Origin of the sequence: Ciceribacter sp. T2.26MG-112.2 (assembly GCF_900492205.1) — a bacterium.
Lineage (GTDB): Bacteria > Pseudomonadota > Alphaproteobacteria > Rhizobiales > Rhizobiaceae > Allorhizobium > Allorhizobium naphthalenivorans_A.
Genome location: NZ_UEYQ01000001.1, coordinates 344659 through 370945 on the forward strand (window position 1 = coordinate 344659; position 26287 = coordinate 370945).

At 64.2% G+C, this 26287-nt stretch carries 22 protein-coding genes; 6 read left to right on the forward strand and 16 right to left on the reverse strand.

From position 1 onward, the window contains the following. Positions 1–298 precede the first annotated feature (298 nt). Positions 299–937 (forward strand): (d)CMP kinase, encoded by a 639-nt coding sequence (gene cmk / locus DYZ14_RS01760; protein ID WP_154719064.1) that lies wholly within the window; start codon positions 299–301, stop codon positions 935–937. A 160-nt stretch (positions 938–1097) separates the two neighbouring features. Then, positions 1098–2801, forward strand: a complete 1704-nt coding sequence (gene rpsA, locus DYZ14_RS01765) for a 30S ribosomal protein S1 (protein ID WP_154719065.1) — start codon at positions 1098–1100, stop codon at positions 2799–2801. A 101-nt stretch (positions 2802–2902) separates the two neighbouring features. Here the strand turns inward: rpsA and DYZ14_RS01770 are convergent, their stop codons facing one another. After that, a complete protein-coding gene (locus DYZ14_RS01770; protein WP_154719066.1) occupies positions 2903–4669 on the reverse strand; it encodes a hypothetical protein in 1767 nt (588 codons plus the stop codon). Positions 4670–4979: 310 nt separating this feature from the next. Here DYZ14_RS01770 and DYZ14_RS01775 point away from each other — a divergent pair, with 310 nt between their 5' ends. Beyond that, complete coding sequence (locus DYZ14_RS01775) at positions 4980–6377, forward strand: nicotinate phosphoribosyltransferase (RefSeq protein WP_154719067.1); 1398 nt, start codon at positions 4980–4982, stop codon at positions 6375–6377. Between the two features lie 3 nt (positions 6378–6380). Here DYZ14_RS01775 and DYZ14_RS01780 read toward each other — a convergent pair whose 3' ends face one another. After that, entirely contained in the window at positions 6381–6737 is a 357-nt protein-coding gene (locus DYZ14_RS01780) for a hypothetical protein (RefSeq protein ID WP_154719068.1), read from the reverse strand. Between the two features lie 133 nt (positions 6738–6870). Between DYZ14_RS01780 and DYZ14_RS01785 the strand changes: the two genes are divergently transcribed. After that, positions 6871–7197, forward strand: coding sequence for a DUF6665 family protein (locus DYZ14_RS01785; protein WP_154719069.1), 327 nt, complete (start codon positions 6871–6873; stop codon positions 7195–7197). Positions 7198–7237: 40 nt separating this feature from the next. On the opposite strand, the gene DYZ14_RS01790 is transcribed toward DYZ14_RS01785, so the two are convergent. Continuing rightward, positions 7238–7864 (reverse strand): ribonuclease D, encoded by a 627-nt coding sequence (locus DYZ14_RS01790; protein WP_115669057.1) that lies wholly within the window; start codon positions 7862–7864, stop codon positions 7238–7240. A gap of 109 nt (positions 7865–7973) precedes the next feature. Then, complete coding sequence (locus DYZ14_RS01795) at positions 7974–9476, reverse strand: alkaline phosphatase family protein (RefSeq protein ID WP_154719070.1); 1503 nt, start codon at positions 9474–9476, stop codon at positions 7974–7976. Positions 9477–10005: 529 nt separating this feature from the next. Here DYZ14_RS01795 and DYZ14_RS01800 point away from each other — a divergent pair. After that, positions 10006–10623: a GNAT family N-acetyltransferase gene (locus DYZ14_RS01800; protein WP_232365405.1), complete on the forward strand. Its 618-nt coding sequence runs from the start codon at positions 10006–10008 to the stop codon at positions 10621–10623. Between the two features lie 135 nt (positions 10624–10758). Further along, positions 10759–12189, forward strand: a complete 1431-nt coding sequence (locus DYZ14_RS01805) for a phosphomannomutase (RefSeq protein ID WP_154719071.1) — start codon at positions 10759–10761, stop codon at positions 12187–12189. Here DYZ14_RS01805 and DYZ14_RS01810 read toward each other — a convergent pair. The 12 genes from DYZ14_RS01810 to DYZ14_RS01865 all read right to left on the reverse strand — a co-directional run bounded on the left by DYZ14_RS01810 (position 12186) and on the right by DYZ14_RS01865 (position 26286). Further along, on the reverse strand, positions 12186–13463 hold the full coding sequence (locus DYZ14_RS01810) for a glycerate kinase type-2 family protein (RefSeq protein ID WP_154719072.1): 1278 nt from the start codon (positions 13461–13463) through the stop codon (positions 12186–12188). The two genes, DYZ14_RS01805 and DYZ14_RS01810, sit on opposite strands and share 4 nt — an antisense overlap. Next, positions 13460–13786: a Dabb family protein gene (locus tag DYZ14_RS01815; protein ID WP_154719073.1), complete on the reverse strand. Its 327-nt coding sequence runs from the start codon at positions 13784–13786 to the stop codon at positions 13460–13462. Before DYZ14_RS01815 ends, DYZ14_RS01810 begins: the two co-directional genes overlap by 4 nt. A gap of 8 nt (positions 13787–13794) precedes the next feature. After that, a complete protein-coding gene (locus DYZ14_RS01820; RefSeq protein WP_154719074.1) occupies positions 13795–15450 on the reverse strand; it encodes a GMC family oxidoreductase in 1656 nt (551 codons plus the stop codon). A 147-nt stretch (positions 15451–15597) separates the two neighbouring features. Beyond that, complete coding sequence (locus tag DYZ14_RS01825) at positions 15598–16371, reverse strand: 3-ketoacyl-ACP reductase (protein WP_154719075.1); 774 nt, start codon at positions 16369–16371, stop codon at positions 15598–15600. Beyond that, positions 16368–17876 carry an FAD-dependent oxidoreductase gene (locus DYZ14_RS01830; protein ID WP_154719076.1) on the reverse strand — a complete coding sequence of 503 codons (1509 nt, stop codon included), beginning with the start codon at positions 17874–17876 and terminating at the stop codon, positions 16368–16370. The genes DYZ14_RS01825 and DYZ14_RS01830 overlap by 4 nt, the downstream gene beginning before the upstream one ends. An 8-nt stretch (positions 17877–17884) precedes the next feature. Continuing rightward, positions 17885–19000 carry an ABC transporter ATP-binding protein gene (locus DYZ14_RS01835; protein WP_154719077.1) on the reverse strand — a complete coding sequence of 372 codons (1116 nt, stop codon included), beginning with the start codon at positions 18998–19000 and terminating at the stop codon, positions 17885–17887. A gap of 5 nt (positions 19001–19005) precedes the next feature. Beyond that, positions 19006–19887, reverse strand: a complete 882-nt coding sequence (locus DYZ14_RS01840) for a carbohydrate ABC transporter permease (protein WP_154719078.1) — start codon at positions 19885–19887, stop codon at positions 19006–19008. Continuing rightward, entirely contained in the window at positions 19887–20765 is an 879-nt protein-coding gene (locus tag DYZ14_RS01845) for a carbohydrate ABC transporter permease (RefSeq protein ID WP_154719079.1), read from the reverse strand. Before DYZ14_RS01845 ends, DYZ14_RS01840 begins: the two co-directional genes overlap by 1 nt. Positions 20766–20949: 184 nt before the next feature. Then, positions 20950–22200 carry an ABC transporter substrate-binding protein gene (locus DYZ14_RS01850; protein WP_154719080.1) on the reverse strand — a complete coding sequence of 417 codons (1251 nt, stop codon included), beginning with the start codon at positions 22198–22200 and terminating at the stop codon, positions 20950–20952. Positions 22201–22395: 195 nt separating this feature from the next. Beyond that, positions 22396–23904 (reverse strand): aldehyde dehydrogenase family protein, encoded by a 1509-nt coding sequence (locus tag DYZ14_RS01855; RefSeq protein ID WP_154719081.1) that lies wholly within the window; start codon positions 23902–23904, stop codon positions 22396–22398. Continuing rightward, positions 23904–24683: an enoyl-CoA hydratase/isomerase family protein gene (locus tag DYZ14_RS01860; protein ID WP_154719082.1), complete on the reverse strand. Its 780-nt coding sequence runs from the start codon at positions 24681–24683 to the stop codon at positions 23904–23906. The genes DYZ14_RS01855 and DYZ14_RS01860 overlap by 1 nt, the downstream gene beginning before the upstream one ends. Then, on the reverse strand, positions 24676–26286 hold the full coding sequence (locus tag DYZ14_RS01865) for an acyl CoA:acetate/3-ketoacid CoA transferase (RefSeq protein WP_154719083.1): 1611 nt from the start codon (positions 26284–26286) through the stop codon (positions 24676–24678). The genes DYZ14_RS01860 and DYZ14_RS01865 overlap by 8 nt, the downstream gene beginning before the upstream one ends. Position 26287: the final 1 nt, after the last annotated feature.

Sequence of the window (26287 nt, forward strand, 5' to 3'; positions counted from 1 at the left end):
GCGGGTCCCCATAGTCGTTGCAATCTCTTCTGTCAAAGGCAAACTTCGCAAGCCGTCGGCGGGCTTTTTGGCCATCCGGGGATGACCGTGTCGCCGCCATGTGTTAACCAGCGCGAAAACAGCGTCGGCGTTCCCCTCCGATGTTTCGCACGAAGGCCGGCCGGAGGAAAACCTGCATGGCGCCTGGAGCTTACCGCCCGCCGGTGGCGCCCCTTCCTCCGCGACAATATGAGGGCAGCCGGGGCCAGGGTGTCCGGGCGGACCACGACATTCGAAATCGGGCAAGGCAGAGTTTACAATGACGTCTTTCACCATCGCCATTGACGGGCCGGCTGCGGCGGGCAAGGGAACCCTTTCGCGGCTGGTCGCGGAGCATTACGGCTTCCATCATCTCGATACCGGCCTGACCTACCGTGCCGTCGCCAAGGCGCTGCTCGATGCCGGCCTGCCGCTGGACGACGAGGCAGTCGCGGAAAAGACGGCACTGGAGATCGAACTCGCCGGGCTCGACCGCTCCGTTCTTGCGCAACACACCATCGGCGAGGCCGCATCCAGGATCGCCGTCATGCCCGCCGTGCGCCGCGCCCTTGTCGCTGCCCAGCGCAAGTTCGCCGCCAGGGAGCCCGGCACCGTGCTCGACGGCCGCGACATCGGCACGGTCGTCTGCCCCGACGCGCCGGTGAAGCTCTACGTCACCGCCTCGCCCGACGTGCGCGCCCGGCGCCGTTACGACGAGATCATCGCCGCGGGCGGTTCGGCCGAGTTTGACACGGTCTTTGCCGACGTGAAGAAGCGCGACGCGCGCGACATGGAGCGCGCCGACAGTCCTTTGAAACCTGCGGACGATGCGCACTTGCTAGACACGTCGGAAATGAGTATAGACGCGGCATTCCGGGCGGCCCGAGACATCATCGACGCTGCCTTGAAGACAGATTGAACTGCGGAACCCGGCTTGCCGGGAACCTTGATCGAACCAGCCGATATGATCGTCCCCGCGCCGGACAGCCCTTTGAAGGGCGGACGATCTGTCAGGCTTCGTTAAACTCGAACCCCCCGGCGCATACCGCGTCCTCGATTGGACGCGTTTAGGAGATTTCATGTCTGTTTCTACTCCCTCGCGCGATGATTTCGCGGCAATGCTCGAAGAGTCCTTTGCCAAGACCGATCTGGCAGAAGGCTATGTCACCAAGGGCATCATCACGGCCATCGAGAAGGATGTCGCGATCGTCGACGTCGGCCTCAAGGTCGAAGGCCGGATCGCGCTCAAGGAATTCGGCGCCCGTGCCAAGGACGGCACGCTGAAGGTCGGCGACGAAGTCGAAGTCTATGTCGAGCGCATCGAAAACGCTCTCGGCGAAGCTGTTCTGTCGCGCGAAAAGGCTCGTCGCGAAGAAAGCTGGATCAAGCTCGAAGCCAAGTTCGAAGCCGGCGAGCGCGTTGAAGGCGTCATCTTCAACCAGGTCAAGGGCGGCTTCACGGTTGACCTCGACGGCGCCGTTGCCTTCCTTCCGCGTTCGCAGGTGGACATTCGTCCGATCCGCGACGTTACCCCGCTGATGCACAACCCGCAGCCCTTCGAAATCCTCAAGATGGACAAGCGTCGCGGCAACATTGTTGTTTCGCGCCGTACGGTTCTCGAAGAGTCGCGTGCCGAGCAGCGTTCTGAAATCGTTCAGAACCTCGAAGAAGGCCAGGTTGTTGACGGCGTCGTCAAGAACATCACCGATTACGGTGCGTTCGTTGACCTCGGCGGCATCGACGGCCTGCTGCACGTCACCGACATGGCATGGCGTCGCGTCAACCATCCTTCGGAAATCCTGTCCATCGGCCAGTCGGTCAAGGTTCAGATCATCCGTATCAACCAGGAAACCCACCGCATCTCGCTCGGCATGAAGCAGCTCGAGTCGGATCCGTGGGATGGCATCGCCGCCAAGTACCCGGTTGGCAAGAAGATCTCCGGTACCGTCACGAACATCACCGACTACGGTGCGTTCGTCGAGCTGGAGCCGGGCATCGAAGGCCTGATCCACATCTCGGAAATGTCCTGGACGAAGAAGAACGTTCATCCCGGCAAGATCCTTTCGACCACGCAGGACGTCGACGTCGTCGTTCTCGAAGTCGATCCGTCGAAGCGCCGTATCTCGCTCGGTCTCAAGCAGACCCTCGAGAACCCGTGGCAGGCATTTGCCTACAGCCACCCGGCCGGCACCGAAGTCGAAGGCGAAGTCAAGAACAAGACCGAATTCGGCCTGTTCATCGGCCTCGAAGGCGACGTCGACGGCATGGTTCACCTCTCCGACCTCGACTGGAACCGTCCGGGCGAACAGGTCATCGAGGAGTTCAACAAGGGTGACGTGGTCAAGGCCGTCGTTCTCGACGTCGACGTCGAGAAGGAACGCATCTCGCTCGGCATCAAGCAGCTCGGCAAGGACTCGGTCGGTGACGCCGCCGCTTCCGGCGACCTGCGCAAGAACGCCGTCGTCTCGTGCGAAGTCATCGGCATCAACGATGGCGGTATCGAAGTGAAGCTCGTCAACCACGAAGACATCACCTCGTTCATCCGTCGTGCCGATCTCTCCCGCGACCGCGACGAGCAGCGTCCGGAACGCTTCTCGGTCGGCCAGACCGTCGATGCCCGCGTGACCAACTTCTCCAAGAAGGATCGCAAGGTCATGCTGTCGATCAAGGCCCTGGAAATCGCTGAAGAGAAGGAAGCCGTCGCACAGTTCGGTTCGTCCGACTCGGGCGCTTCGCTCGGCGACATCCTCGGCGCGGCTCTGAAGAACCGCGGCGGCGAATAAGCCTCGACACGACTGAAATGAAGAGCCCGCCGGTCATCGACCGGCGGGCTTTTCTTTGGGATGAATGAGGTGCAGCAGGCGTACCCGGGCCGCCGCCGGCCTCAGGACCAGCCGGCCATCCGCCAATAGAGATCGTTCGGCGTTTCGCCCTCGACACCAGCCGCGATCTGGCCCGCCCCTCCGTCGTCGCTCAGCTCTTGCCGGGCGCCGGTGTCCTCCTGCTCCTCGCCCTCCGTTTCGTCATCGCCTGGCTCTTCGGCAAAATCCTCGGCACCATCGTCCTTTGCTTCCTCGCCCTGCTCGTCGTTGAAGCGGTGCTTCAATTCCATCTTCTCGGCGAGTTCGTCGGCAGCGAAGAGATAGTTGATCACCGGCAGCGGTACGCCTTCACGTCCGGCGACGGTCTGACGTTGCAAGGCGATCTCGGAATCGGGGAGTTCGCTTGCGGTGCTCTCCTGGGGCGATGGTTCACCTTCGACGCCTTCAGCATTGGCGGCGGCACTTTCCAGCTCTTCCGGCGCGTCATCGACAGCGTGCTCCGCATGACCGGCCTCCCCGGCACCGATGTCGTCCTGGCCTGCGGTGAGGCCGATGTCCTGCGGCGCTTTTTCATTCTCGGTGCTGCCTGCTTGCCCAAAGCCGAACACGCGCGCCGGATCGGGGGCGACTTCACCATCTGTCGGCAGAGGCGGAGGCAGAAGCGCTTCGGCGCCGCTCAAATCCTCCTCCGTCCAACCCTTGAGGACGAAAAGCGTCTCTGTCTTGGCTTGCGCCTTCGGCTGTTCCTGGGTGCCCGGCTGCTCCTCGCCAAACTCCGCCGACGGCAGAGGTGCAATCGGATCAGCCTTTTCGGCATGTGAAGCGGTTTTGGAGGAAACCGGTCCGGCTTCGGCCTCTATCATTTCGGCAGGAATCACGCGCCCGACGGTCCCGGCGGCTTCGCCGGGCTCCTCGGCACCCCTCTGGTTCTGCACGATCAGCACATCGGCCTCACTGACACGCTTGCCGTCCTGGCGCGTCGTGAGGTCCTTTGGAGGATCGATGCCATCGCTGCCCCGGCGCAGCTCCGGGGTCGCGAGTTCTGCCGGCAAACGTGGCTCTATACGCGCTCCGCCATGGGCCATCGCGGTCTGCAGCGCGCGGGCCGCCGCGAGCTTCAGTACCTTGCTGGATCGCTCGTCCGGCATGCTGAAAAGCCGGCCGCGCGCGACCGGCGCCATCGGGTCCTCGGGCACCTCGCCATCGAACCGCATATTTTCACTTCGCGTGGCCTGCTGCTGTGGCACTTGCTGCGGCCGTGCAGGCGGGCCGCTCGGCTGCACCGTGGTAGCGGCGGGGCTCATGGGGGCCGCAACGATCGGGGCCGCAAGCGGCATTGTCGCCGGGCGGCTCTCTCCCGCGTTCTGCCGATAGGACGTAATCACCGTGCGGGCGGCAAGATCCTTGTCCTTGATGCGGTGAAGCTCCAGATAGATTGCAAGCGTGGCCGCCTCCGGCCCGGCCGGATTGCGGAAGGCTTCCATCAACGTGCGCAATTGCAAGCCGCCGAACATCTGCGACAACTGTCGCTGGACCGATTGCCGAGCCTGCGGCGCCAATTCGCCCAACGCCTGGACGAGACGCCCGATATAGGCCCTCGGGGCCTCGCCCTCCAGCCGCTCCATGCCGAGCCGAGCGCCCAGCAGGTTGACCAGCAGGACCAGGTTTTCGGACACCTGCTCCCGGCCGGACAGCATGAGAAGATTGAGGCGGCCGGCGATCGCCGCGCTCTGCTCCAGTGCGTTTGCGGCCTGCGGCACCAAGGGCCGCGGCCGGACTGCTTCCTCGGCCGCACCGTCGTGCGCGGCACGCGGGTCCTGGAAGGCCATGGATGAATTGGTAACGGCATTGACCGGAGGCAGCATGGCAGCTCCCCATCCTGCAATTGGCTGACGTATCACTGGCAATAACGGTTCGCTCATGCGACCGGATTGGACCCGTCGACGACGACGGCGCCTTCAAGGACGGCCTGCCCTGTCCTTGATCCCGTACCCTGCGGCACAAGTGTTAACAAAGCATTAACCATAATTGCGACGTCTTGCCTTGCCGCCCCAGTGGGTGTCGCGTACAGCTTTTGGCCAATGCCAATCCCGCACGAGCAGGATTACTGCCCGACAACAGATCGCCGGATGCTGCCCGATGAACAACCAGAATCCCATTCTGAACACCGACAGCTACAAGCTGGGGCATTACCTGCAATATCCCGAGGGCACACGGGCGATCTCCAGCTACGTCACGACGCGCGGCCATTCCTACAAGCCGGAGGTGATGTTCTTCGGCCTGCAGATGTTCCTGAAGGACTACCTGTCGCAAGCCGTCACGATGGCCGACATCGATGAGGCCGAGGAGTTCGCCACGCTGCACGGCCAGCCTTTCGATCGAGCGGGCTGGCTGCGCGTGCTGAACGCCCATGGCGGGCACCTGCCGCTGAGGATCGAAGCCCTGCCGGAAGGGGTCGCAATCCGGCGCGGTGTTCCGGTGATGCAGGTGGTCAATACCGATCCCCAGCTTGCCTGGCTGACCTCCTATATGGAGACGGCGCTTCTGCGCGCGGTCTGGTATCCCTCGACAGTCGCGACGCTCTCCTGGCGCCTGAGCCAGACCATCCGGCCATTCCTCGAGCGGACTTCCGATCAAGCCGACCAACTGATGGCGACCATGGTCAGCGATTTCGGCGCCCGGAGCACGACCAGCCTGGAACAGGCCGCTCTTGGCGGGGTCGCACATCTGGTTCATTTCCACATGTCCGATTCGCTGCCGGCGATCCGCCAGGCGCGCCGCTGTTACGGGGCCCTGATGGCCGGCCGCTCGGTGCCCGCCTCGGAACACACGACGATGACCGCCTGGGGACAGAGCCGGGAGACGGACGCCTACTCCAACATGATCGACCGTTTCGGCCGCTTCGGCGCCTATTCGGTCGTCTCGGACAGCTACGACCTGCACAATGCCGTTTCGGAGATCTGGGGCAAGACGCTGCAGACCAAGGTGAGGGCTGCCGGAGCCACCTTGATCGTCCGCCCCGATAGCGGCGATCCGATCGACACGCCGGTCCAGGTCGTGGCCCAACTGGCCTATGCCTATGGTACGCGCCTCAACGGCAAGGGTTTCAAGGTGCTCGATGACACCGTGCGCGTCATCCAGTCGGACGGGGTGACGCTGCAGGACATACAGATGATCCTGGGACGCCTGGAAGGCATGGGCTTTGCTGCCGAAAACATCACCTTCGGCGTCGGCTCGACGCTTCTGCAGAAACTCAGCCGCGATACCCTGTCGTTCACCATGCTCGCCAGCGCCCTGCAAGATGAGGCCGGCTCCTGGCACGACATCGGTCGCCGACCCGCCAATCCGCGCGAACGACCGCTGACGGCCGGTCGTCAGGCCATCGTGCGCGACGGAACCGACATTCTCGCCATTCCGCTCTCCGAGCTCGGACAGCGGGAAAACCTGCTCAAGCCCGTCTGGCAGGACGGACGGATTCTGAAGGATTGGGGCTTCGAAGAGGTTCGCCAAAACGCCGCTGCCGCCATGCAGCCTTAAGCGTCAGGGCGAAACGGTCCTGAACATGCGGTAAAGGCCGTTGTCGTCGGAATTGACCGCGGAAATCTGGTCCGAACGGTCCGATCGCGGCTCGGAATGGCCCTCACCAAGCGCATCAAGCCATGTGGCCGGAACATAGGCCTTTTGCGCCGCGGCCGGGGCCTGCGGTTCCTCTTCATCGTCCCAAAGGATACCGGTGGTGGCACTCGTGGCGGGACTGCCGGCCTGTTCGAGCCAATGACTGAAGATCTCGCCGACGGCGCCGCTATCGCCAGGCGAATGTGCTTCGACCGGGCTCGCCGCACCCGTCCGGGCTGCGTCCGCAGGTTTTGTCGATGCTTCCATCATGGTCGCATTCATGTCTTTGTTCTTGTTTCCGTGGCCCGGAAGGATGCGCCGGATTCGTTAACAAATGCTGCGCAGGCTTGACGCCATTGCCAGCGGCGACCGGACGCTCCATCTTTCCGTCAGGACAAAATCGTGACCGGATCACATGAGCTTTCGCCCGCCCTCCTCCTTCAGCACCTCCAATGGCACGGGCCTGCTGGCGCTGGACTACGAGCTTGCCGCCGAGAAAGCCGATGCCCTTGGCCGCGCCGGCCGGAAAGTGGAAGCTGCCCTCGCGGCCCTGGCGCAGGCAAGGGCGGAGGGTGTCGACACCCAGCAGACCCAGGTCCTCATCGACCAGGCCGCCGAGCTGGTCTGGGCGTTTTTCATTCAGCGGGAGATCTGCGGCTTTTGCAGCCAGTCGGATGCCGTCGAGCGTTACCGGATCCCGCCCGAGGTGCTGGCTCGGGTCGGCGCGGGGCCAAGACGCTGATGGAGTTCCTGTCCCTCGGCCTTACCTGAGCGAACAATAATCAGCTATGGGCGAAGATGTCGGTTTCTTCCCAGCCGAGCAGATCGAGCTTGGCGCGTGTCGGCAGGAATTCGAAGCAGGCCTTGGCGTGCTCGATGCGTCCGTCACGAACCAGCCGCGCGATCTGCTTGTCACGCAGGGCATGGAGGTAAAGAACGTCCGAGGCGGCATATTCGAGTTGTGCCGGCGACAGCATTTCGGCCGCCCAATCCGACGACTGCTGCGCCTTGGAAATATCCACTTCCAACATTTCCTTGAGATTGTCCTTCAGGCCGTGGCGGTCCGTGTAGGTGCGGCTGAGGCGCGAGGCGATCTTGGTGCAGAAGACCGGGGTGGTGGTGACGCCGAAGGTATGGAACAACACGGCAATGTCGAAGCGGCCGAAATGAAAGATCTTCTCGCGGCTCTGATCGGCGAGCATGGCGACCAGGTTCGGCGCCTCCTTCTGTCCGGCGGCGATGCGGATGACGTCGGCGGTTCCGTCGCCCGGCGACAATTGCACCACACACAAGCGGTCGCGGCGCGGCACGAGGCCCAATGTCTCCGTATCGATGGCGATCGCGCCGGTATAACGGGCCGCATCGGCCGAGGAAATGTCACCTTCGTGATAGCGAATCGTCGCTGCCATCATTGTCTCCAGGTCGCAATCAATGTCGTTGCCGCCGGCTATAGCCGAAAGCAGCGCAAAGCACTACCGCTTTCGCCGAAGCGGACGATCGCCGGCGGCGCCATGCGGATTACACCGTCGGCCGGCTCACCGGACCCTCGGCCGTCAATTCGGTGAAGGCCAGGGTCTGGTCGAGATGGGCCGCTCGAAGCGCCAGCAGTTTTTCCGCATAAAGCAGGCGAACCGCAAGGAAGGCCGGGTCTTCCGCGACATTGCGCAGTTCCATCGGGTCTGCCTTGAGGTCGAACAACAGCGGCGGCATCCCTCCAAAATGCACGTATTTGAATGCCTCGTCGCGTAGCACCGACAGGTTGCACTCATTGGAACGCAGGCCGAACTGCGCCTCCCGTGTAGCGTTCACCACGTCGCGGAAATCGAATTCGAAGAAGGCCGCGTCCCGCCAGCGTTCCGGTTCGTGACCGGTGACGAAAGGCAGGAGGGAGCGGCCGTCCTGGTGATTGCGCGGCATGAGACCAAGCCGTTCGCAGAGCGTCGGCATGATGTCGGCGGCGCTGGTGAACGCATCGACCTGCCGACCGGCGGCTGCGATGGCCGCAGGATCGCGGATGACGAGCGGGATGTGGTAGCTGCCGTCGTGATAGCCACCCTTGCCGAGGCTCCAGTGGTCACCCATCATTTCGGCATGGTCGGAGGTGAAGACGATGATGGTCTTGTCCCAATCGCCGCCGTCGCGAAGCGCCGAGACGATCCGGCCGAATTGGGCGTCGACCTCGGCGATCATGCCGTAATAGGTGGCGCGGATGCGATCGATATCCGCAGCCGTCCAGTCGCTGACCGGCCCTTCGGCGCCAAGAACGAAGCTCGATTTCTGCTGGCTGGACATGGCGAAACGCAGGAACGGATGCACATCCGCCTCATCCTGCCGATCGGCGGCGCGGGCATAGGCCGGCCCGTCGCCGGGCGCGAACATGCTGGCATAGGGTTCCGGCACGCAGAAGGGCGGGTGGGGCCTCAGGAAGGAGATATGGGCAAACCACGGACGATCCTGGATCTCGCGCCAGGCGAGGAAGGCGTCGGTCAGGAATGCCGTCTGCGTCTCGTCGCTCGAATAGGCGGGGGGAGCGCCCAGATGTTCCGTCCTATGAACATCACGGGCGAGAGCCCCGGTCCGGCCCTTCGAGCGCAGCCAGGAAAGCCATTGCTTCTCGTGCTCGAGCAGGATCTGGCCAACGGTGAAACCGGGCAGCACGCCCTCATAGCTGGTCAGGACCGGGTCGTGGGGATCGACAGAGCGCGGATCGGGCGAAACGTCGGTATAGCCGAACAGGGTCGGATCATAGCCTGCGCGGCGCGAGGCAAGCGCCAGGTTGTCGAAGCGGTCATCGAGCGGCGAGCCGTTCTGACAGACGCGGTGATTCGCCTGGTAAAGGCCGGTATAGAGCGTCGCACGGGCCGGCGAACAGGGCGCCGTGCCGGCATAGTGGCGGCGGAACAACACGCCCTCTCTGGCCAGCGCATCGATATTCGGCGTCCGGACCGTCGGATGGCCGATCGCGGACAGGCAGTCGCCTCGCCATTGGTCGGCGGTGATGAGCAGGATGTTCGGCTTCATGCGATGCGGCTCCGGCGGGAAATCGTCTGTGGCTCCGGTCGAGGTTTCCACCGGCCGGCGCAGTTTCCCCGCTCCGCCGCAGTAAGCAAATGAAAAATCCGACATTGCCGACAAGCTGGGCTGGATGAAGAAATTGCCGCCGCTTGATCGATGGCTTGCCGCCAGGCCTCTCTGCGTTACAGCGACGAGCGGCACGCGAACCCGCCCAAGAAATGACCTGTTTCGGAAGGCGCCAACGCTTTTCGCCCCTAGTTTCAGGGGATTTTGGCCATCGCGAGGGCTTAGCCGCCTCCAAGCCATGCGAAAAACGCACTGCTGCATTGCAGCAATGAAGCTGGCATTCTCTGCGGATGCGAATATATTACAACCATCGAAGCGGCGCACTCCTCCTCCCAGTGCCGCTAGATAGGATCGGCAATACTCCTCCTCCTCCCAATTGCCGATCAAGTTTAAGAGCCTGGCGCACCTCCTCCCGCGCCAGGCTCTTTTCGTTTTGGTCCCCAGCTTTTCCCATTCCTGAAATCTATGGGTGGCATTCGACCGCTCTATTGGATCATTGCCGACAATGACGGATAAATGTCCGTATGGCGCGAACCGGATTCGGCTCTTATCGGCCTGCCAAGCTTTCGAGGGAGATCCTGTGAACGGCAATGTGACTGTGACGATCCGCGAGGCCCGGGCCGACGACGCCCGCCTGCTGCACGAGGCGCTGCTGGCGCTTGCACGCCATACCGGCGACGAACACAAGATCGAAAGCACACCGGAAGACCTACTCCAATACGGTTTTGGCCCAAATCCCGCCTTCGAAGCACTGATCGCCGAAGTCGACGGGCGCTTTGCCGGCATGTGCCTGAGTTTTTCAAGCTTTTCCACCTGGCGCGGGAAACCCGGCATCTATGTTCAGGATCTTTATGTCGATGACGCCTTTCGCGGAAGGCGAATCGGAGAGCGCCTGCTGCAGGCCGCAGCCAGCCGCGGATATGCGAGGGGCGCCCGCCATCTCCGGCTTTCGGTCGACCGGGCGAATGTCTCCGCCCAGGCCTTCTACGAGCGCGTCGGGATCCAACACTGCCGCGATGAACAGATCCATATGATTCGCGGTGAACAGTTTGAAGCCTTTGCGCAACGAGCAACCGGCGGCGAATGAGGTCATTCTTGTTCGTTTAACCGTTCCGGACGGGTCGCCGCATTGGCCCCTGCAGACAGCCGACATTGCCTCATCCACACGATCGCCCTACCTATGATGGCGACAGAATGCGCGGCAGGTAGAGGAGAAGGCGGCATGGCAGTGAAATTCGGGACGAGCGGCTTGCGGGGACTTTCGACGGAACTGGTCGGCAGCGTCTCCGCACTCTACGCCACCGCCTTTGCCCGCTTTCTGCTCGACGAGAAACTGGCCATTCCCGGCAGCCCGGTCGTTGTCGCCCAGGACTTCCGCCCCTCGAGCCCCGAAATCGTCGCTACCGTCATGGCCGCGCTCAAGCGTGCCGGTCTGACGCCGGTCGATTGCGGTCCGATTCCGACGCCGGCACTGGCGCTTTATGGCGGCAAGATCGGCGCGGCGGGTGTCATGGTGACGGGCTCGCATATCCCGGCAGACAGAAACGGCATCAAGTTCTATCGTGCCGGCGAAGAAATCACCAAGGCGGATGAAGCGACAATCACCGCGCTCGCCGACAGGCTCTCCGACGATGCCGTCGCCAATCTGGTGGAGGCCGGCTCGGGCGAGAACCACGAACAGGCGGCGAGGGAACTCTTTCTGGCCCGCAACATGGCCGTGCTGCCCGCCGGCGCGCTCGAAGGTCTCAGGATCGGCATCTACCAGCACAGCACCGTCGCCCGCGACATGATGGTCAAGGTGTTCGAGCACTATGGCGCGACCGTCTTTCCGCTCGGCCGTTCAGAGCAGTTCATCCCGGTGGACACCGAAGCCGTCTCCGACGAGACGATCCACCTGATGGCCGAGTGGACCGACGAGCTGTCGCTCGACGCGGTTGTTTCGACGGACGGCGACGGCGATAGGCCGCTGGTGGCCGACGAGCACGGCCGGCCGTTGCGCGGCGACTTTCTCGGCCTGGTAGCCACGCGCTTTCTCGGAGCAAAACTGGTGGCGACGCCGGTCACCTCCAATTCCGGCCTGGAAGCCGCCGGCGGCTTCGACGTAGTGCGCACGCGGGTGGGTTCGCCCTTCGTGATTGCCGCGATGGAGGAAGCGCTGGCTGCCGGCAAGGAGGGCGTCATCGGTTTCGAGGCCAATGGCGGCCTGATGCTGGGATCGGATTTTTCCGTCGGGACCGGCGTGCTCAAGGCGCTTCCGACGCGCGACAGTTTCCTGCCGGCGCTCGCCGTGCTCGGCATGGCGGTCAAGGCCGGGCAGTCACTCTCGGCGCTGGCGGCGGCCTACAGCCTGCCGATCGCGCTCAGCGACCGGCTGGAGAATTTTGCCGTCGAGCGCAGCGCAGCGCTGATGTCACACCTCAGAGCCTCGGCGGACAATCTTGCGGAATTCGTCGCGCCGCTGGGCCAGGTCAAGTCGGTCAGCGACATCGACGGGCTGCGGGTTACCCTTGCCGACGACAGCGTCGTTCACTTCCGCCCCTCGGGCAATGCGCCGGAAATGCGCTGTTATGTCGAGGCCACGGATCAGGTGGCGGCCGAAGCGCTGCTCGCCAAGGGGCTTGCGACGCTCGCCGCGTGGACGCCGGCTGCCTAGTCGTCCGTCACCAGCATTGCGCGGAAATCATTGACATTGGTGCCGGTCGGGCCCGGAACGAACAGGCTGTCGGCGAGCGAGAAGGCCGACCAGGCGTCATGGCCGCCAAGAAATGCCCGCGGATCGCCGCCGGCGGAGCGGATCCGCGCCGCCGTCGTGCCGTCGGCGAAGGCGCCGGCATTGTTTTCCGAGCCGTCGATGCCGTCGGTATCGGCCGCCAGAGCATGAATGCCGGCCGTTCCGTCGATGTCGAGGGCCAGCGACAGCAGGAGTTCGCTGTTTCTGCCGCCCTTGCCGTAGCGGTCATTGGAAATCGTCACCGTCGTCTCGCCGCCGGAGAGAATCACCACCGGCCGGGCGAAGGGGCGGTTCCGCTCCTTAACCTCCCGCGCGATCGCGGCATGCATGCGGCCGATGTCGCGGGCCTCGCCCTCGATGGCATCGGAGAGGATCACGGACGGGATGCCGAGTTCTTCCGCCTTGTGCGCGGCCGCCTCCAGCGAGACGCGGGCGGAAGCGATGACGTGGACCTCGTTACGGGCAAAGACCGGGTCTGTCGGTTCCGGCGCATCCGCAGCTTCGGTTTTCAGATGGGCCATGACGGCGGCGGGGAGTTGCATCCCATATTCGGCGATGATCGCCAGCGCCTCCGCGGGGGAGGATTTCGACGGCACGGTCGGCCCTGAAGCGACGAAGGCCGGATTGTCGCCCGGCACGTCGGAGACGATCAGGCTGACGACGCGGGCCGGCCCGCAGGCTGCAGCCAAGCGTCCGCCCTTGATGCGCGAGACATGTTTTCTCACCACATTCATCACCGAAATCGGCGCGCCGGAGGCAAGCAGCGCCTTGTTGACCGCAATCTCGTCGCCAAGCGTCAGCCCATTCGGCGGGGCGGGCAGCAGCGCCGAACCGCCGCCGGAGATCAGTGCCACAACGAGATCGTCCTCGCCGAGGCCTTCGACCTTCTTCAGCAGAGCATCCGACGCCCGCAACCCCGCTTCGTCCGGAACAGGATGCGCCGATTGCAGCACCGTGATGCGCTGGCAAGGTTCGATCGGGCCGTGGCGTGCGACCACCAGCCCTTCGAGCGGGCCATCCCACAGCTTCTCGAAGGCAGCCGCCATCTGGCTCGCCGCCTTGCCGGCGCCGATGACGATGGTGCGGCCCTTGGGTTTTTCCGGCAGATGCGCCCTGATCGCCGCATAGGGGTCGGCGGCATGGACTGCCGCCTCGAAAAGCGATGTCAGGAAGGCGCGTGGGTTGGTCAGGGTCACGAATTTCGGTCCGCTATTTCGATGTCATAGACCAGAATGCCGTCGAGGCCACCGACGGCGTTGTCGACGATCCTGGCGCCGGTCTTCTGATGTTCCGGATCGGCAAGATAAGCGTCCCGCGCCGCTGGTCCATCGAAATCGACGATGAAGCCCTCACCATAGCCCTTGTCCATGCCAGTCTCCGGGCTGACATTGTCGCCGATATGGGCGGCGAGAAATCCTGGCAGCCGCGGTTTCAGCGCGGCGATCTCGGCATAGATTGCCGCCTTGGTTTCCTTCGTCGTTTCGGGCTTGAAGCGGATGAAGACGCAGTGCCGGATCATGGAAGGCCCTATCGGATGTTCGCCCGCGCCCGGGGGCGCTGGTCGTTGCGTTCATGGGTGAAGACCGCCGGCGGAAGCGGTGCGCGGTCGCGGATGATGTCGGCGCCCTTTTCGCCCACCATGATGGTGGGGGCATTGGTATTGCAGGAGGGAACCCGCGGCATGACCGAACTGTCGCAGACACGAAGACCCTCAAGCCCGCGCACCTTCAGGTCCAGCCCGACAACGGCCATGGCGTCGGTGCCCATCTTGCAGGTGCCGACGGGGTGGTGGTCGGTCTTGGCATTGGCGCAACCGTAGTCGAAAAGTTCCTCGTCGGTCATGACCTTGGGGCCGGGCAGCCGTTCGGCCATAACATACGGCTTCAACGCAGCCTGACTCATGATTTCCCGGGCGATCTTCAGCCCCTCGATCGACATCCTGCGGTCGTGCGGATCCTCCCAGTAGTTCGGGTCGATCAACGGCGCTGCCGCCGGATCGGAGGAGGAGAGCCGCACCGTGCCGCGCGAGCGCGGATGGAGGTAGGCGGAATTGAGCGTCACGCCGGCATTCTTCAGCTTCTCGACGCCGGCCTCGATGCCGGAACCGAGACCCAGATGAAACTGGATGTCCGGCGAGCGCGCCTCAGAGTCGGCATACCAGAAGCCGCCCGTCTCGAAGAGCGAAGAGGCGACCGGCCCGGTTCGGAAGAGCAAATATTCGATGCCGGCCCATAGCGTGCGATGGAGTTTGGCCACACCGTCATAGGTGTGGTCGCCGGTGCATTCGGAGATGACGAACAGGTCGAGATGGTCCTGCATGTTGGAACCGACGCCCGGCAGGTCATGCCGAACCGGAACGCCCACCGACGTCAGGTGATCGGCCGGGCCGATTCCCGATTGCTGGAGCAGCTTGGGCGAGCCGATGGCCCCGGAGGAAACCAGCACCTCCCGCTCGGCGCGGATCGTCTCGACACCCCGGCCGGTGACGACCTCGACGCCGACGGCGCGGGTGCCTTCCAGCACAATGCGGGCGACGCGGGCGCCGGTGCGGATCGTCAGGTTCTTGCGATCCTTGATCGGCGACAGAAAGGCGAGCGAGGCGGAGGAGCGGCGGCGGTTGCGCTGGGTCAGCTGGTAGAACCCGACGCCGGCCTGCTGCTTTCCATTGAAGTCATGATTATAGGGGATGCCGAGTTCCTGGCCGGCGCGGATATAGGCGTCGCAGATCGGCAGGGCCGAGACCGGCATGGAGACGCCGAGCGGGCCGCCATAGGAATGATAGTCGTCGGCGAAGCGCTGGTTGTCCTCAGCGCGCTTGAAATAAGGTAGCACCGAGCGATAGTCCCAGCCCTCGCAACCGTCTTCCGCGGCCCAGAGATCGTAGTCGGCGGCATTGCCGCGCGTGTACAGCTGGGCATTGATCGAGGAGCCGCCGCCGATGACCTTGGCCTGGGTATAGCGCAGGACGCGACCCTTCATGTGCTTCTGCGGCACGGTTTCCCAGCCCCAGCTGGCGACGCCCTTGGTCATCTTGGCAAAGCCCGCCGGCATGTGGAACAGCGGATTCCAGTCCCCGCCGCCCGCCTCAAGCAGCAGAACGCTGACGTCCGGATCCTCGGAGAGCCGGTTGGCGAGCACGCAGCCGGCCGGGCCGGCGCCGGTGATGATGTAGTCGTAGGTCATCGCATCTTCCTCAAGTCATTCGTCCACCCTCCCCTTGAGGGGGAGGGTCGGCACGCAGTGCCGGGGTGGGGTGAACCAATACGCAATCGGCCGGTCACCCCCACCCGCGGCTACGCCGCGACCTCCCCCCTCAAGGGGGAGGTAATATCACAGCCTTCCGATCGACAGTCCGCCATCGAGATCGATCACCGAGCCCGTGGCAAAGGCGAAGCGGCCGGAGGCAAGCGCCGAGACCACGCCGCCAATGTCGTCCGGTTCGCCCCAGCGCTTCATCGGCACGAGCCCGTCCGCTATCAGGGCGTCATACTTGCCGGCGACACCGGCGGTCATGTCGGTGCGGATGATGCCGGGGCGGATCTCGAAGACGCCGATGCCCTTTTCCGCGAGATAGAGGGCGAGCCCCTTGCTGAAGGCCGAAAGCCCGGCCTTGCTCATGCAGTAGTCGAGGCGTTCCGGTGAACTGAGCTCCGCCGAGACGGAGGTGATGTTGACGATCGCGCGCGCCGCGGCAGGGGCCGCCTGTGCCAGCATGGCCTTCAGCACCGCCTGGGTGAAGAACACGGTGCCGCGCAGGTTGGTGGCGATGATGCGGTCGAAATTCTCCGGCGTCAGCCCGAGGAAATCGCCGCGCACGACCGAACCCATGCCGGCATTGTTGACGAGGCAGTCGATGCGACCGAAGCGCGCCATGATTTTTTCGACGGTCGCGGCATGGCCGGCAACCTCGGCAAGGTCGGCTTCGAAATAGGCGGCATCGACACCCCGCGTTTCGAGCTCGACAAGAACGCCGTCTTCCACGGCAAGCGGCCCAAGCCCGGTGACGGCAATGTCGAAGCCATCGGCGGCCAGCGCCAGGGCAATGCCAAGGCCGATGCCGCGACGGCCGCCGGTGACGATGGCGAGAGGACGGGAACGGGTCATGCGGCAAGGTCCTCCTTGCGGATATGGGCGGCGACGCGCAGCGCCTGGGCGGCAATCGTCAGGGCGGGATTGACGGCGGCCGAGGTTGGCAAGCAGGCGGCATCGACGACGAAGAGGTTGGGATGGTCAAATGACCGGCACCAGACGTCGAGCGGTGCGGTCGCCGGATCATCGCCGATCCGCACCGTTCCGCATTGGTGCGACGGCGTGCGCTTGTCGAAGGGGCGCGACAGCACGATCGGAAAGCCGGCCGCCTTGAGGGCGCGTTTCAGATGGGCGACGAGATCGAGATGGGCATCCCAGTTGGTGCGGTGCCATTTGAGGATGATCCGGTCGCCATCGACCATGACGCGGCTCTCCGGGTGCGGAATGTCCTCGCTCATGGCGTAGAAGTCGATCGCGTGGCGGGACACGCGGTCCAGTAGCCATTCCGGCACCCTGGGCATGTTGGCCTTGAGGATCTGGCCGGAGACGCGGCCGAGCAGCTGGACATTGCCGAGCGGCGCCCCGCCCATGCCGTCCGAAAGATAGAAATCGTTGAAACCGAAGGTCTTCTGGTAGACCGACGTGTTGCGGTAGAAGGGCGAGATCGCCAGTACGGCGCTCGAATTGTGGTTCATGAAATTGCGGCCAACCTGGTCGGACGAGTTCGCCAGACCGCGTGGGTTGCGATCATCCGCCGAGCGCAGCAGAAGGGCCGCCGACTGCACGGCGCCGGCCGAGAGGATGACGAGACGCGGCGCGATCCTCTCCGCGACGCGGTTGCGCAGCACATGCACGGCGACGATCCGGCGGCCGTCCTCCGACGTCTCCAGCCGCGTGACGCGCGAGCGGACCTGCAGCGTGACATTCGGATACTCAAGCGCCAGCGCCAGCGCCGTCGTCTCGGCGTCCATCTTGCCGTCCTGGGCGTTCGGATGCGCGTCCCACGGGGTCTTTGCCTTGGCAAGCCAGCGGTCGAGATCGAGGCCGAGCGGCAGGGAATAGGGATTGAGGCCGTTCTCTTTGAGCTTCCGGCGGACTACGGCGATGGCCGGTTCGTCGGGTACCGACGGGAAGGCATAGGGCGCCGAATGAGCGGGCTCGGTCGGATCCTCGCCGAGCGCACCGTGCACCTGGTAGAGCCGTTCCGCCTCGGTGTACCAGGGCTCCAGCTCCTCGTAGGGGAAGGGCCAGGCCGGCGAGACGCCCTCGCGATGCTTCATCTCGGCAAAGTCCTCGGCGCGGTAGCGCACCAGGACCGCACCGTAGAATTTCGAATTGCCGCCGACATTGTAGTAGTTGCCGGGATTGAAGGCCGTGCCGTCGGCCTCGTACCACATCTCCTTCGGGCGGAAGTGGCCACGCTGGAAGATTGCCCGCTGGTCGCGGTTTTCCGGCCGGTCGGCTATATGGTCGCCGGCCTCGAGAATCAGGATCCTGGCGCCGGACGGCGCGAGCCCCGCGGCAACCGTCGAGCCGCCGATCCCAGAGCCGATGATGACGATGTCGGGCGTCTCTGTCATGGCCGTGCTCAGGCGATCCGGCTTTGGGTCTTCGGATCGAAGAAGACTGCCTTGTCGAGATTGAAGGCGAGCTTGGCCGTCTGGCCGGCGACGATGCGGGCATCGGCCCTCAGACGCGCGACGACTTCCTTGCCGCCGAGCTTGGTGACCGCAAAGGTGTCGGAACCGGCGGGTTCCACCACCTCGATCAGGCATTCGCCTTCGACCAGCGTCCGGGCATTACGGTCGGAACCGTCGGGGTCCGTCAGCGCCTCGGGGCGGATGCCGAAAACCACGTCGCGGCCGGCATGGGCGGCGAGCGCCGCCTTGTCGGCAGCAAGCGGCAGGGAGAGCGGCGTGCTGCCCGGACGATCGAGCGTGATCGCGAGGCCCTCTGCCCCGTTCTCGACCCTGGCGGTCAGGAGGTTCATCGCCGGGGACCCCATGAAATCGGCGACGAACATGTTGGCGGGGTTGTTGTAGATCTCCGCCGGCGAGCCGAACTGCTGCAACACGCCGTCCTTCAGCACGGCGATCTTGGTGGCCAGCGTCATCGCCTCGATCTGGTCGTGCGTGACGTAGACGATGGTCGTTTTCATCCGGGCGTGCAGGCGCTTGATCTCGGTGCGCATGTCGACGCGCAGCTTGGCATCGAGGTTCGACAACGGCTCGTCGAACAGGAAGACCTGCGGGTTTCGCACCAGGGCGCGGCCCATGGCGACGCGCTGGCGCTGGCCGCCCGAGAGCTGGCTCGGCTTGCGGTCGAGCAGATGGCCGATCTGCAGCATCTCCGCCACCCCGGCGATCGCCTTTTCGCGCTCTTCCTTCGGAACCTTGCGGATCTCCATGCCGAAGGCGATGTTTCCGGCCACCGTCATATTCGGATAGAGCGCATAGGACTGGAACACCATGGCGATGTCGCGCTTCGACGGCGGCAGGCCGGCGACGTTGCGACCATTGATCGAGATCTCACCGGACGTGATCGGCTCCAGCCCGGCAATCGTGTTGAGCAGGGTCGACTTGCCGCAACCGGACGGACCGACCAGCACAAGGAAGCCACCCTCCTCGATCTCGAGATTGATGTCCTTCAGGATCTCGAGCGCGCCGTAGGACTTGCGGAGGTGAGAAATCTGCAGAAACGACATGATGGTTATCCTTTCACGGCGCCGGACATCAGGCCGCGCACGAAATATCGTCCGGAGACGATATAGACGATGAGGGTGGGCAGGGCGGCGAGGATCGCGCCCGCGAAGTGGACATTGTATTCCTTGACCCCGGTCGAGGACGAAACGAGGTTGTTGAGCGCAACCGTCATCGGCGTCGAGGAGGCGCCGGAGAACGAGGCGCCGAACAGGAAGTCGTTCCAGATATTGGTGAACTGCCAGATGACCGAGACGACGATGATCGGGCCGGAGGACGGCAGAAGGATACGGCGGAAGATCTGGAAGAAGCTCGCCCCGTCGATCTGCGCCGCCCTGACCAACTCGGTCGGGAAGGCCTCGTAATAGTTGCGGAAATAGAGCGTGGTGAAGCCGAGGCCGTAGATCACATGCACCATGATCAGGCCCCAGATCGATCCGGCCAGCCCAAGGATGCCGAGGATGCGGGCCATCGGGATCAGCACGATCTGGAACGGGATGAAGCAGGAGAGCAACAGCAGCCCGAAGAACACGTTCGAGCCCGGGAAGCGCCACTTGGTCAGCACATAGCCGTTGAGCGCGCCGATGATCGTCGAGATCGCCACGGCCGGAACGACCATCAGGAGCGAGTTGATGAAGAAGGGCTTGAGGCCCGTCGGCTGGACGCCGATCTGCGCTGTCGACCAGGCCGACAGCCAGGGCTCGATCGTCCAGACCTTCGGCAGGTTGAGCATGCCACCCTGGCGGATCTCCTCCAGGGGTTTCAGCGAATTCACCACCATCACGTAGAGCGGCAGCATGTAGTAAACGGCGAACAGGATCAGCGCCGCGTAGATCAGCGCCCGCGTCAGGCGGCCGTGCGAGATGACATTGTCGGGGCTCGACGCGCTCATCAGCGTTTTCCTCCGCGGATTTCGGAATAGAGGTAAGGCACGATGATCGAGAAGATCATGATCAGCATGATGATCGCCGAGGACGCGCCGATGCCCATCTGGTTGCGGGTAAACGTGTAGGAATACATGAAGGTCGCCGGCACTTCGGTCGCCTGCCCCGGCCCGCCGCCGGTCAGCGCCACGACGAGGTCGTAGGCCTTGATGGCGAGATGCGCGAGCACGACGAAGGCCGAAAGAAAGACCGGGCGCATCAGCGGGATGATGATGCGGCGATAGACCGTGGCGGTGGAGGCGCCGTCGATCTGCGCGGCCTTGATGATCTCGTTGTCGACGCCGCGCAGTCCCGCGAGGAACATCGCCATGACGAAGCCGGAGGACTGCCAGACGGCGGCCAGCACCACGCAGTAGATGGCGTAGTTGCGGTCCTTGATCCAGTCGAAGGCGAAGCTCTCCCAGCCCCAGAGGTGCATGGTGTTCTCAAGGCCGATGCCGGGATCAAGGAACCATTTCCACGCCGTGCCGGTGACGATGAAGGAAAGCGCCATCGGATAGAGATAGATCGGCCGCAAAAGGCCCTCGGCGCGGATCTTCTGGTCGAGCAGGATGGCAAGCCCGAGGCCCAGCACCGAGCAGATGACGATGTAGAGCGAGGCGAAGATGGCTAGGTTGGTCAAGGCGCGCCACCAGTGCGGCAGGGCCCAGAGCTTGGTGTAATTGGCGAGGCCGACGAAATTGTAGGACGGCAGCATCTTGCTGTCCGTCATCGACAGGAAGCCCGTATAGGCGATGAAGCCGTAGACGAAGACGAGCACGATAAGGAAACTGGGTGCCAGCACGAGCTTTGGCAAAAGCTCCTGCAGCCGGCTGTGGCTGTCCATGGTCGTTACCACCGTTTTCTTGTGTATTTTCAAGTTCTGGCGAGGGGAGATGCCCCTCATCCGCCTGCCGGCACCTTCTCCCCGCAAGCGGTGAGAAGGGATATGCGGCACCGCGCTGGCCGTCCCCTCTCCCCGCGTGCGGGGAGAGGGTCAGGGTGAGGGGCAGATACCCCGTCCCCTGGCCTTACTTTGCGCCTTCGACCGCAGCCGCCAGTTCCTCGGCGGCTTCGTCGGCGTTGAGCTCGCCGTTGAACGCGCGGGTGACGACGTCGTAGATGGCGTTCTTCACCGAGGCCGGGTTGGCGTGGCCATGGGCCATGGAGCCGAACAGCGAGCCGTTGGTGTTGGCTTCCGCCAGGTCCTTGATCGCCTTCTTGCCGCAATCGTCGAAGGCTTCGTCCGAGACGTCGGTACGGGCAGGCGCCGAACCCTTGACCACGTTGAAGGCCGACTGGAAGGCCGGGCTCTCGATGGCGGAGGCCATCTGCAACTGTGCCGGCACCTTGTCGTCGGCGACCTTGAACATGGCGAACTGGTCGGAGTTGAAGGTGACGGAGCCTTGCGTTCCGGGGAAGCGCATGCAGACGAAATCGGTGCCCGGCTTCTTGCCGGCCTTGATGAATTCGCCCTTGGCCCAGTCGCCCATGAACTGAACGCCAGCCTTGCCCTCGATGACCATGGCGGAGGCGAGGTTCCAGTCGCGTCCGGAGAAGTTGTCGTCGACATAGGAGCGGAGCTTGGCCAGGCGCTCGAAGGCTTCCTTCATCTTGTCGCCGGAAAGCGCTGCCGGATCGAGGTCGATGAAGGCCTGCTTGTAGAAATCATTGCCGAGCGAAAGCACGACAGCGTCGAAGATCGTCGCGTCCTGCCAGGGCTGGCCGCCATGGGCGACCGGGGTGATGCCCTGTTCCTTGAACTTGTCGAGCAATGCCACCAGCTCTTCCCAGTTCGCCGGCTCCTTGCCGCCAGCCTTGTCGAGAGCTGCCTTGTTGATCCAGACCCAATTGGTCGAGTGGACGTTGACCGGGGCGGCGATCCAGTGGCCGTCATACTTGGAAAATTGCTGCAAGGCGGTCGGGATGACCTTGTCCCAGCCTTCCTTGGCAGCGACTTCGTCGAGATTGCCGAGTGCGCCTTCCTTGGCCCAGTCGAGAATGTCGAAGCCGAGCATCTGCACGGCGGTCGGCGCATTGCCGGCCGTGACGCGGGCACGCAGCACCGTCATCGCTTCCGTACCGCCGCCACCGGCGACCGGCATGTCGGTCCAGGAAATGCCCTTGCCTTCGAGGTCCTTTTTCAGGACGTCAAGGGCCGCGGCTTCGCCGCCCGAAGTCCACCAATGCAGGACTTCAACATTGTCGGCGGCGCGGGCGATGCCGGCGGCCATCGTGGCGATCAGGGCTGCTGCAGTCGTGGTAGTCAAGAACTTGCGCATTGTATTCCTCCCATTTTGCAAGTCGATGCGGCGGAACTCCTCCCCGCCGTTTGGGTGGATCCGCCGCGTCCGCGACAGCTCCGGTATTCATGCGGTCTCCCACCGCAAAGGCATTAAAGAAGTCAAAATTGACCAAGGTCAATAACGGCGAAACACATTTTTAAATCGATTTAATCCTATGTGTTCCGACCTTTCTCACCGCGGCATCCACCAGCCGGTGCGCGCGCCGATATGCATGTTGAGGGTCTTGGTCTCGGTGTAGTCCTCGACCGCGTGGCGACCGAGTTCGCGCCCCAGACCCGACTGTCGATAGCCGCCGAAGGGCAGTTCCGACGCGCCGTCCATGAAGGTGTTCATCCAGACCGTGCCGGCGCGGACCTTGCGGCCGACCGTCAGGCAGGTGTCGAAGTCGCGGCTCCAGACCCCCGCGGACAGGCCGTAGTCGATGGCGTTGGCGATTCGGATCGCCTCGTCCGTCGTCTCGAAAGTGAGGACCGAAAGGACGGGACCGAAGACCTCCTCGCGGGCGACCGCCATGTCCGGGGTCACCTTGTCGAGGATGGTGGGGGTCATGAACTGGCCCATGCCGAAATCGATGGTCGAGCCGCCATAGGCGACGTTGGCGCCGCCGGCCGCAGCCCCCGATACATAGCCGGAGATCTTTTCCAGATGCTGCGGGGTGATGATCGCGCCGACCTGGGTCGTCGGGTCGAGCGGATCGCCGACCTTGACGGCATTGGAAAGCTGGGCGATGCGGGCGACCACGTCGTCGGCGATGCTCCTGTGCAGGATCAGGCGCGAGCCGGCATTGCAGCATTCGCCGGCATTGAACCAGGCACCGAACACGGCCGCGTCGATGAAGGCCTCCAGATCGGCGTCGGGAAAGACGATCTGCGGGTTCTTGCCGCCGAGTTCGAGCGAGACCTTTTTCAGCGTCTGGGCCGCATTGGCCATGGTCAGGCGGCCGACGCCGGTCGAGCCGGTGAAGGAGATCATGTCGACCGCCGGATGGGTGGTCATCGGCGCGCCGACTTCCGGGCCGGTGCCGACCACGATGTTGACGACGCCGGCGGGCACGCCGGCCTCGATCAGGATTTCGCCGAGAACCAGGGTCGAGCCGGAGGTGAGTTCGGAGGGCTTGACGACGCAGGTGCAACCGGCGGCGAGCGCGAAGGGCAGCTTCTGGCCGACGATCAGGAAGGGGAAGTTCCACGGCGTGATGATCGAGACGACGCCGATCGGCTCGCGCAGCACGACACCGAGCGTGCCGTCGCCGAGCGTGTTGTAGCTCTCGCCGTGCAGGTCGCGGGCAAGGGCTGCGGCATAGCGCCAGATGTCGACGGCACCGGCGATCTCGCCCCTGACCTGGGTGATCGGTTTGCCGGCCTCGACCGCATCGAGATAGGCGATCTCGTCCAGCCGTTCTTCGATCAGGGAGGCAGCCTTCAGCAGGATGCCGGAGCGTTCCGCGGCCGTCATGCGCGGCCAGGGGCCATCGTCGAAGGCCTTGCGGGCGGCAAGGATGGCACGCTCCGCGTCTGCGGCGCTTGCCTGCTGGTAGCGGCTGACGACCACGCCGTGACCCGGGGCCACTCGCTCCAGCGTGCGGCCGTCGGCGCCGGCACCCCATTTGCCGTCGATCAGCATGGAGAATTCGCGAACCGTGGCGTCTTCGATCTTCCTGGGCGTGACCAGTACCGGCATTACCATTCTCCCTTGAATTCGGCGGCGCGTTTTTCCCTGAAGGCGGACACGCCTTCCTTCAGGTCGCCGGTCTTGGCCACCAGGATCGATCCCAGCGCCTCGACGGCCGCGCCATTGTCCTCGCCGCCGGCGATGGACAGCATGAGTTTCGATATCTCGACGGCCGCGGGGCCGCGTGCCGCGATCCGCGCGGCATAGTCCTTGGCGGCGTTCAGCGCTTCGCCGGTGTCGACGACGAGGTCGACCAGACCGTTTGCGCGTGCCTCTTCGGCCACGAACATTTCGCCGCCCAGCACCATGCGCCGCACGATCTGCGCGCCGAAGCGGCGCACCAGCCGCTGCGTGCCCGACCAGCCGGGCACCATGCCGAGAGACGTTTCCGGCAGGCCGATCTTCGCCTGGCGCTCGGCGATGCGGATGTCGGCGGCGCCGGCGAGTTCCAGCCCGCCGCCCAGCGCATGGCCGTTCATGGCGGCGATCACCGGCATGCGCAGCGTCGCCAGCCGATCGAAGATGCGGTGGCCATGGCGCACCCATTGGTGGCCGAATTGTTCTGGCTCCATGCCGCCCCAGGCGGCAATGTCGCCACCGGCGGAGAAGGCCTTGCCCTCGCCGGTCAGGATGACAACGCGAACGGCACTGTCGGCCTCGACCCGGTCGAGAATGACCGAGAGATCGCCGAGCATGTCGAGGTCGAGCGCGTTGAGCTTGTCGGCGCGCGCCAAGGTGATGATGGCAACCGAAGCTTCGACGGCAAGCCGGATGCGGGTCTCAGTCATGGGACACCTCCAGCACCCGCCTCGGCTTTTGCGGAAGCGTCAGGCCGATCGGCGCATCGCGGAACAGCTCGTGATCCATGCCCTTGAGGTCCGGCGAGATGATCAGCGGGAATTCGGACTGGGCGAGGATCTGGCTTTCGAGGTCGATGCCCGGCGCGATTTCAGTCAGCATGATGCCGTCCGGCGTCAGCTTCATCACGCAGCGTTCGGTGACATAGGTGATGTCCTGGCCCTGGCTCACGGCACGGTGGCCGGAGAAGGTGACGTGTTCGACCTCGTTGACCAGCTTCTTGAGCTTTCCTTCCTTTTCCACGACCAGGCGGCCATCGGCGATCGAAAGCTTTGCGCCGGCATTGAACATACCGGAGAAGACGATCTTCCTGGCCCGCGCCGTGATGTCGACGAAGCCGCCGGCGCCGGCCGTCACATGCGGGCGGAAGGCGAGCTTGGAGACATTGACCGAGCCGTCGCGACCGATCTCGAGGAAGGACAAAAGCGAGGCGTCGAAGCCACCACCCTGGAAGTAAGTGAACTGGTAGGGCGACGGCATGTAGCCGTCGGCGTTCGAGGCGCAGCCGAAAGCGAAATCCAGAAGCGGCACACCGCCGACGGCACCCTGCTCGATCACCCAGGTGACCGCGCCATGCAGGCCCTCTTCGAGCAGGATGCGGGGTACATTGGCGGAAATACCGAAGCCGAGGTTGACGCAGCTTCCGGCTTCCAACTCCTGCGCCACGCGGCGGGCGATGACCTTCTGGATGCCGAATTCCGGCACTTGAAAGCTGTCGAGCGGGCGGAAGATCTCCCCCGAAATCGCCGGATCGTGGAGCGTCTGGGTCGTCTGCTTCTGGTCCGGATCGACGATGACATAGTCGACGAGCATGCCGGGCACGCGCACGTCATGCGGCTTCAGCGAGCCGTCCTTGGTCATGCGCTTGACCTGGGCAATGACGATGCCACCATTGTTGCGGGCGGCGAGCGCCTGGTCGAGGCCGCCGAGATAGGCGCCCTCGTGCTCATAGGTGAGGTTGCCGCGCTCGTCGGCCGTGGTGGCACGGATGATGGCAACCTGCGGAACGATCGCCGGGAAATAAAGCCATTCTTCGCCTTCGAACGCGATCTTCCTGACGACCGGCTGTTCGGCCGCGGGCGCATTCATGGCACAACCCTGGTGGTCCGGGTCGACGAAGGTTTCGAGACCGATCTTGGTGATCACGCCCGGCCGCTTGGCGGCGGCCTCGCGATGCATGTCGAACAGGATGCCGGAGGGAATGTTGTAGGCGGGGATCTCGTTTCCGCTGACCATCTGCCAGATGAGCGGCGGCTCGGAGGTCGAGGGGCCGGACGGATAGGAGCCGCCGATGATGCGCGCCAGGAGGCCCTTGCGGGCGATATGGTCGATACCCTTGATGCCGCTCATGTCGCCCGCGGCGATCGGATGCAGGGTCGTCAGGTTCCGCGGATGGCCGGTTGTCTCGAAGCGTTCGCCGATCGCCTTCAGCATCAGGTCCGGGCAGCCGAGGCCGCTCGAGGACGAGACGGAGACGATGGCGCCATCGGGGATCAGGGCGGCGGCTTCTGCCGGGGTGATCTGCTTGCTCATG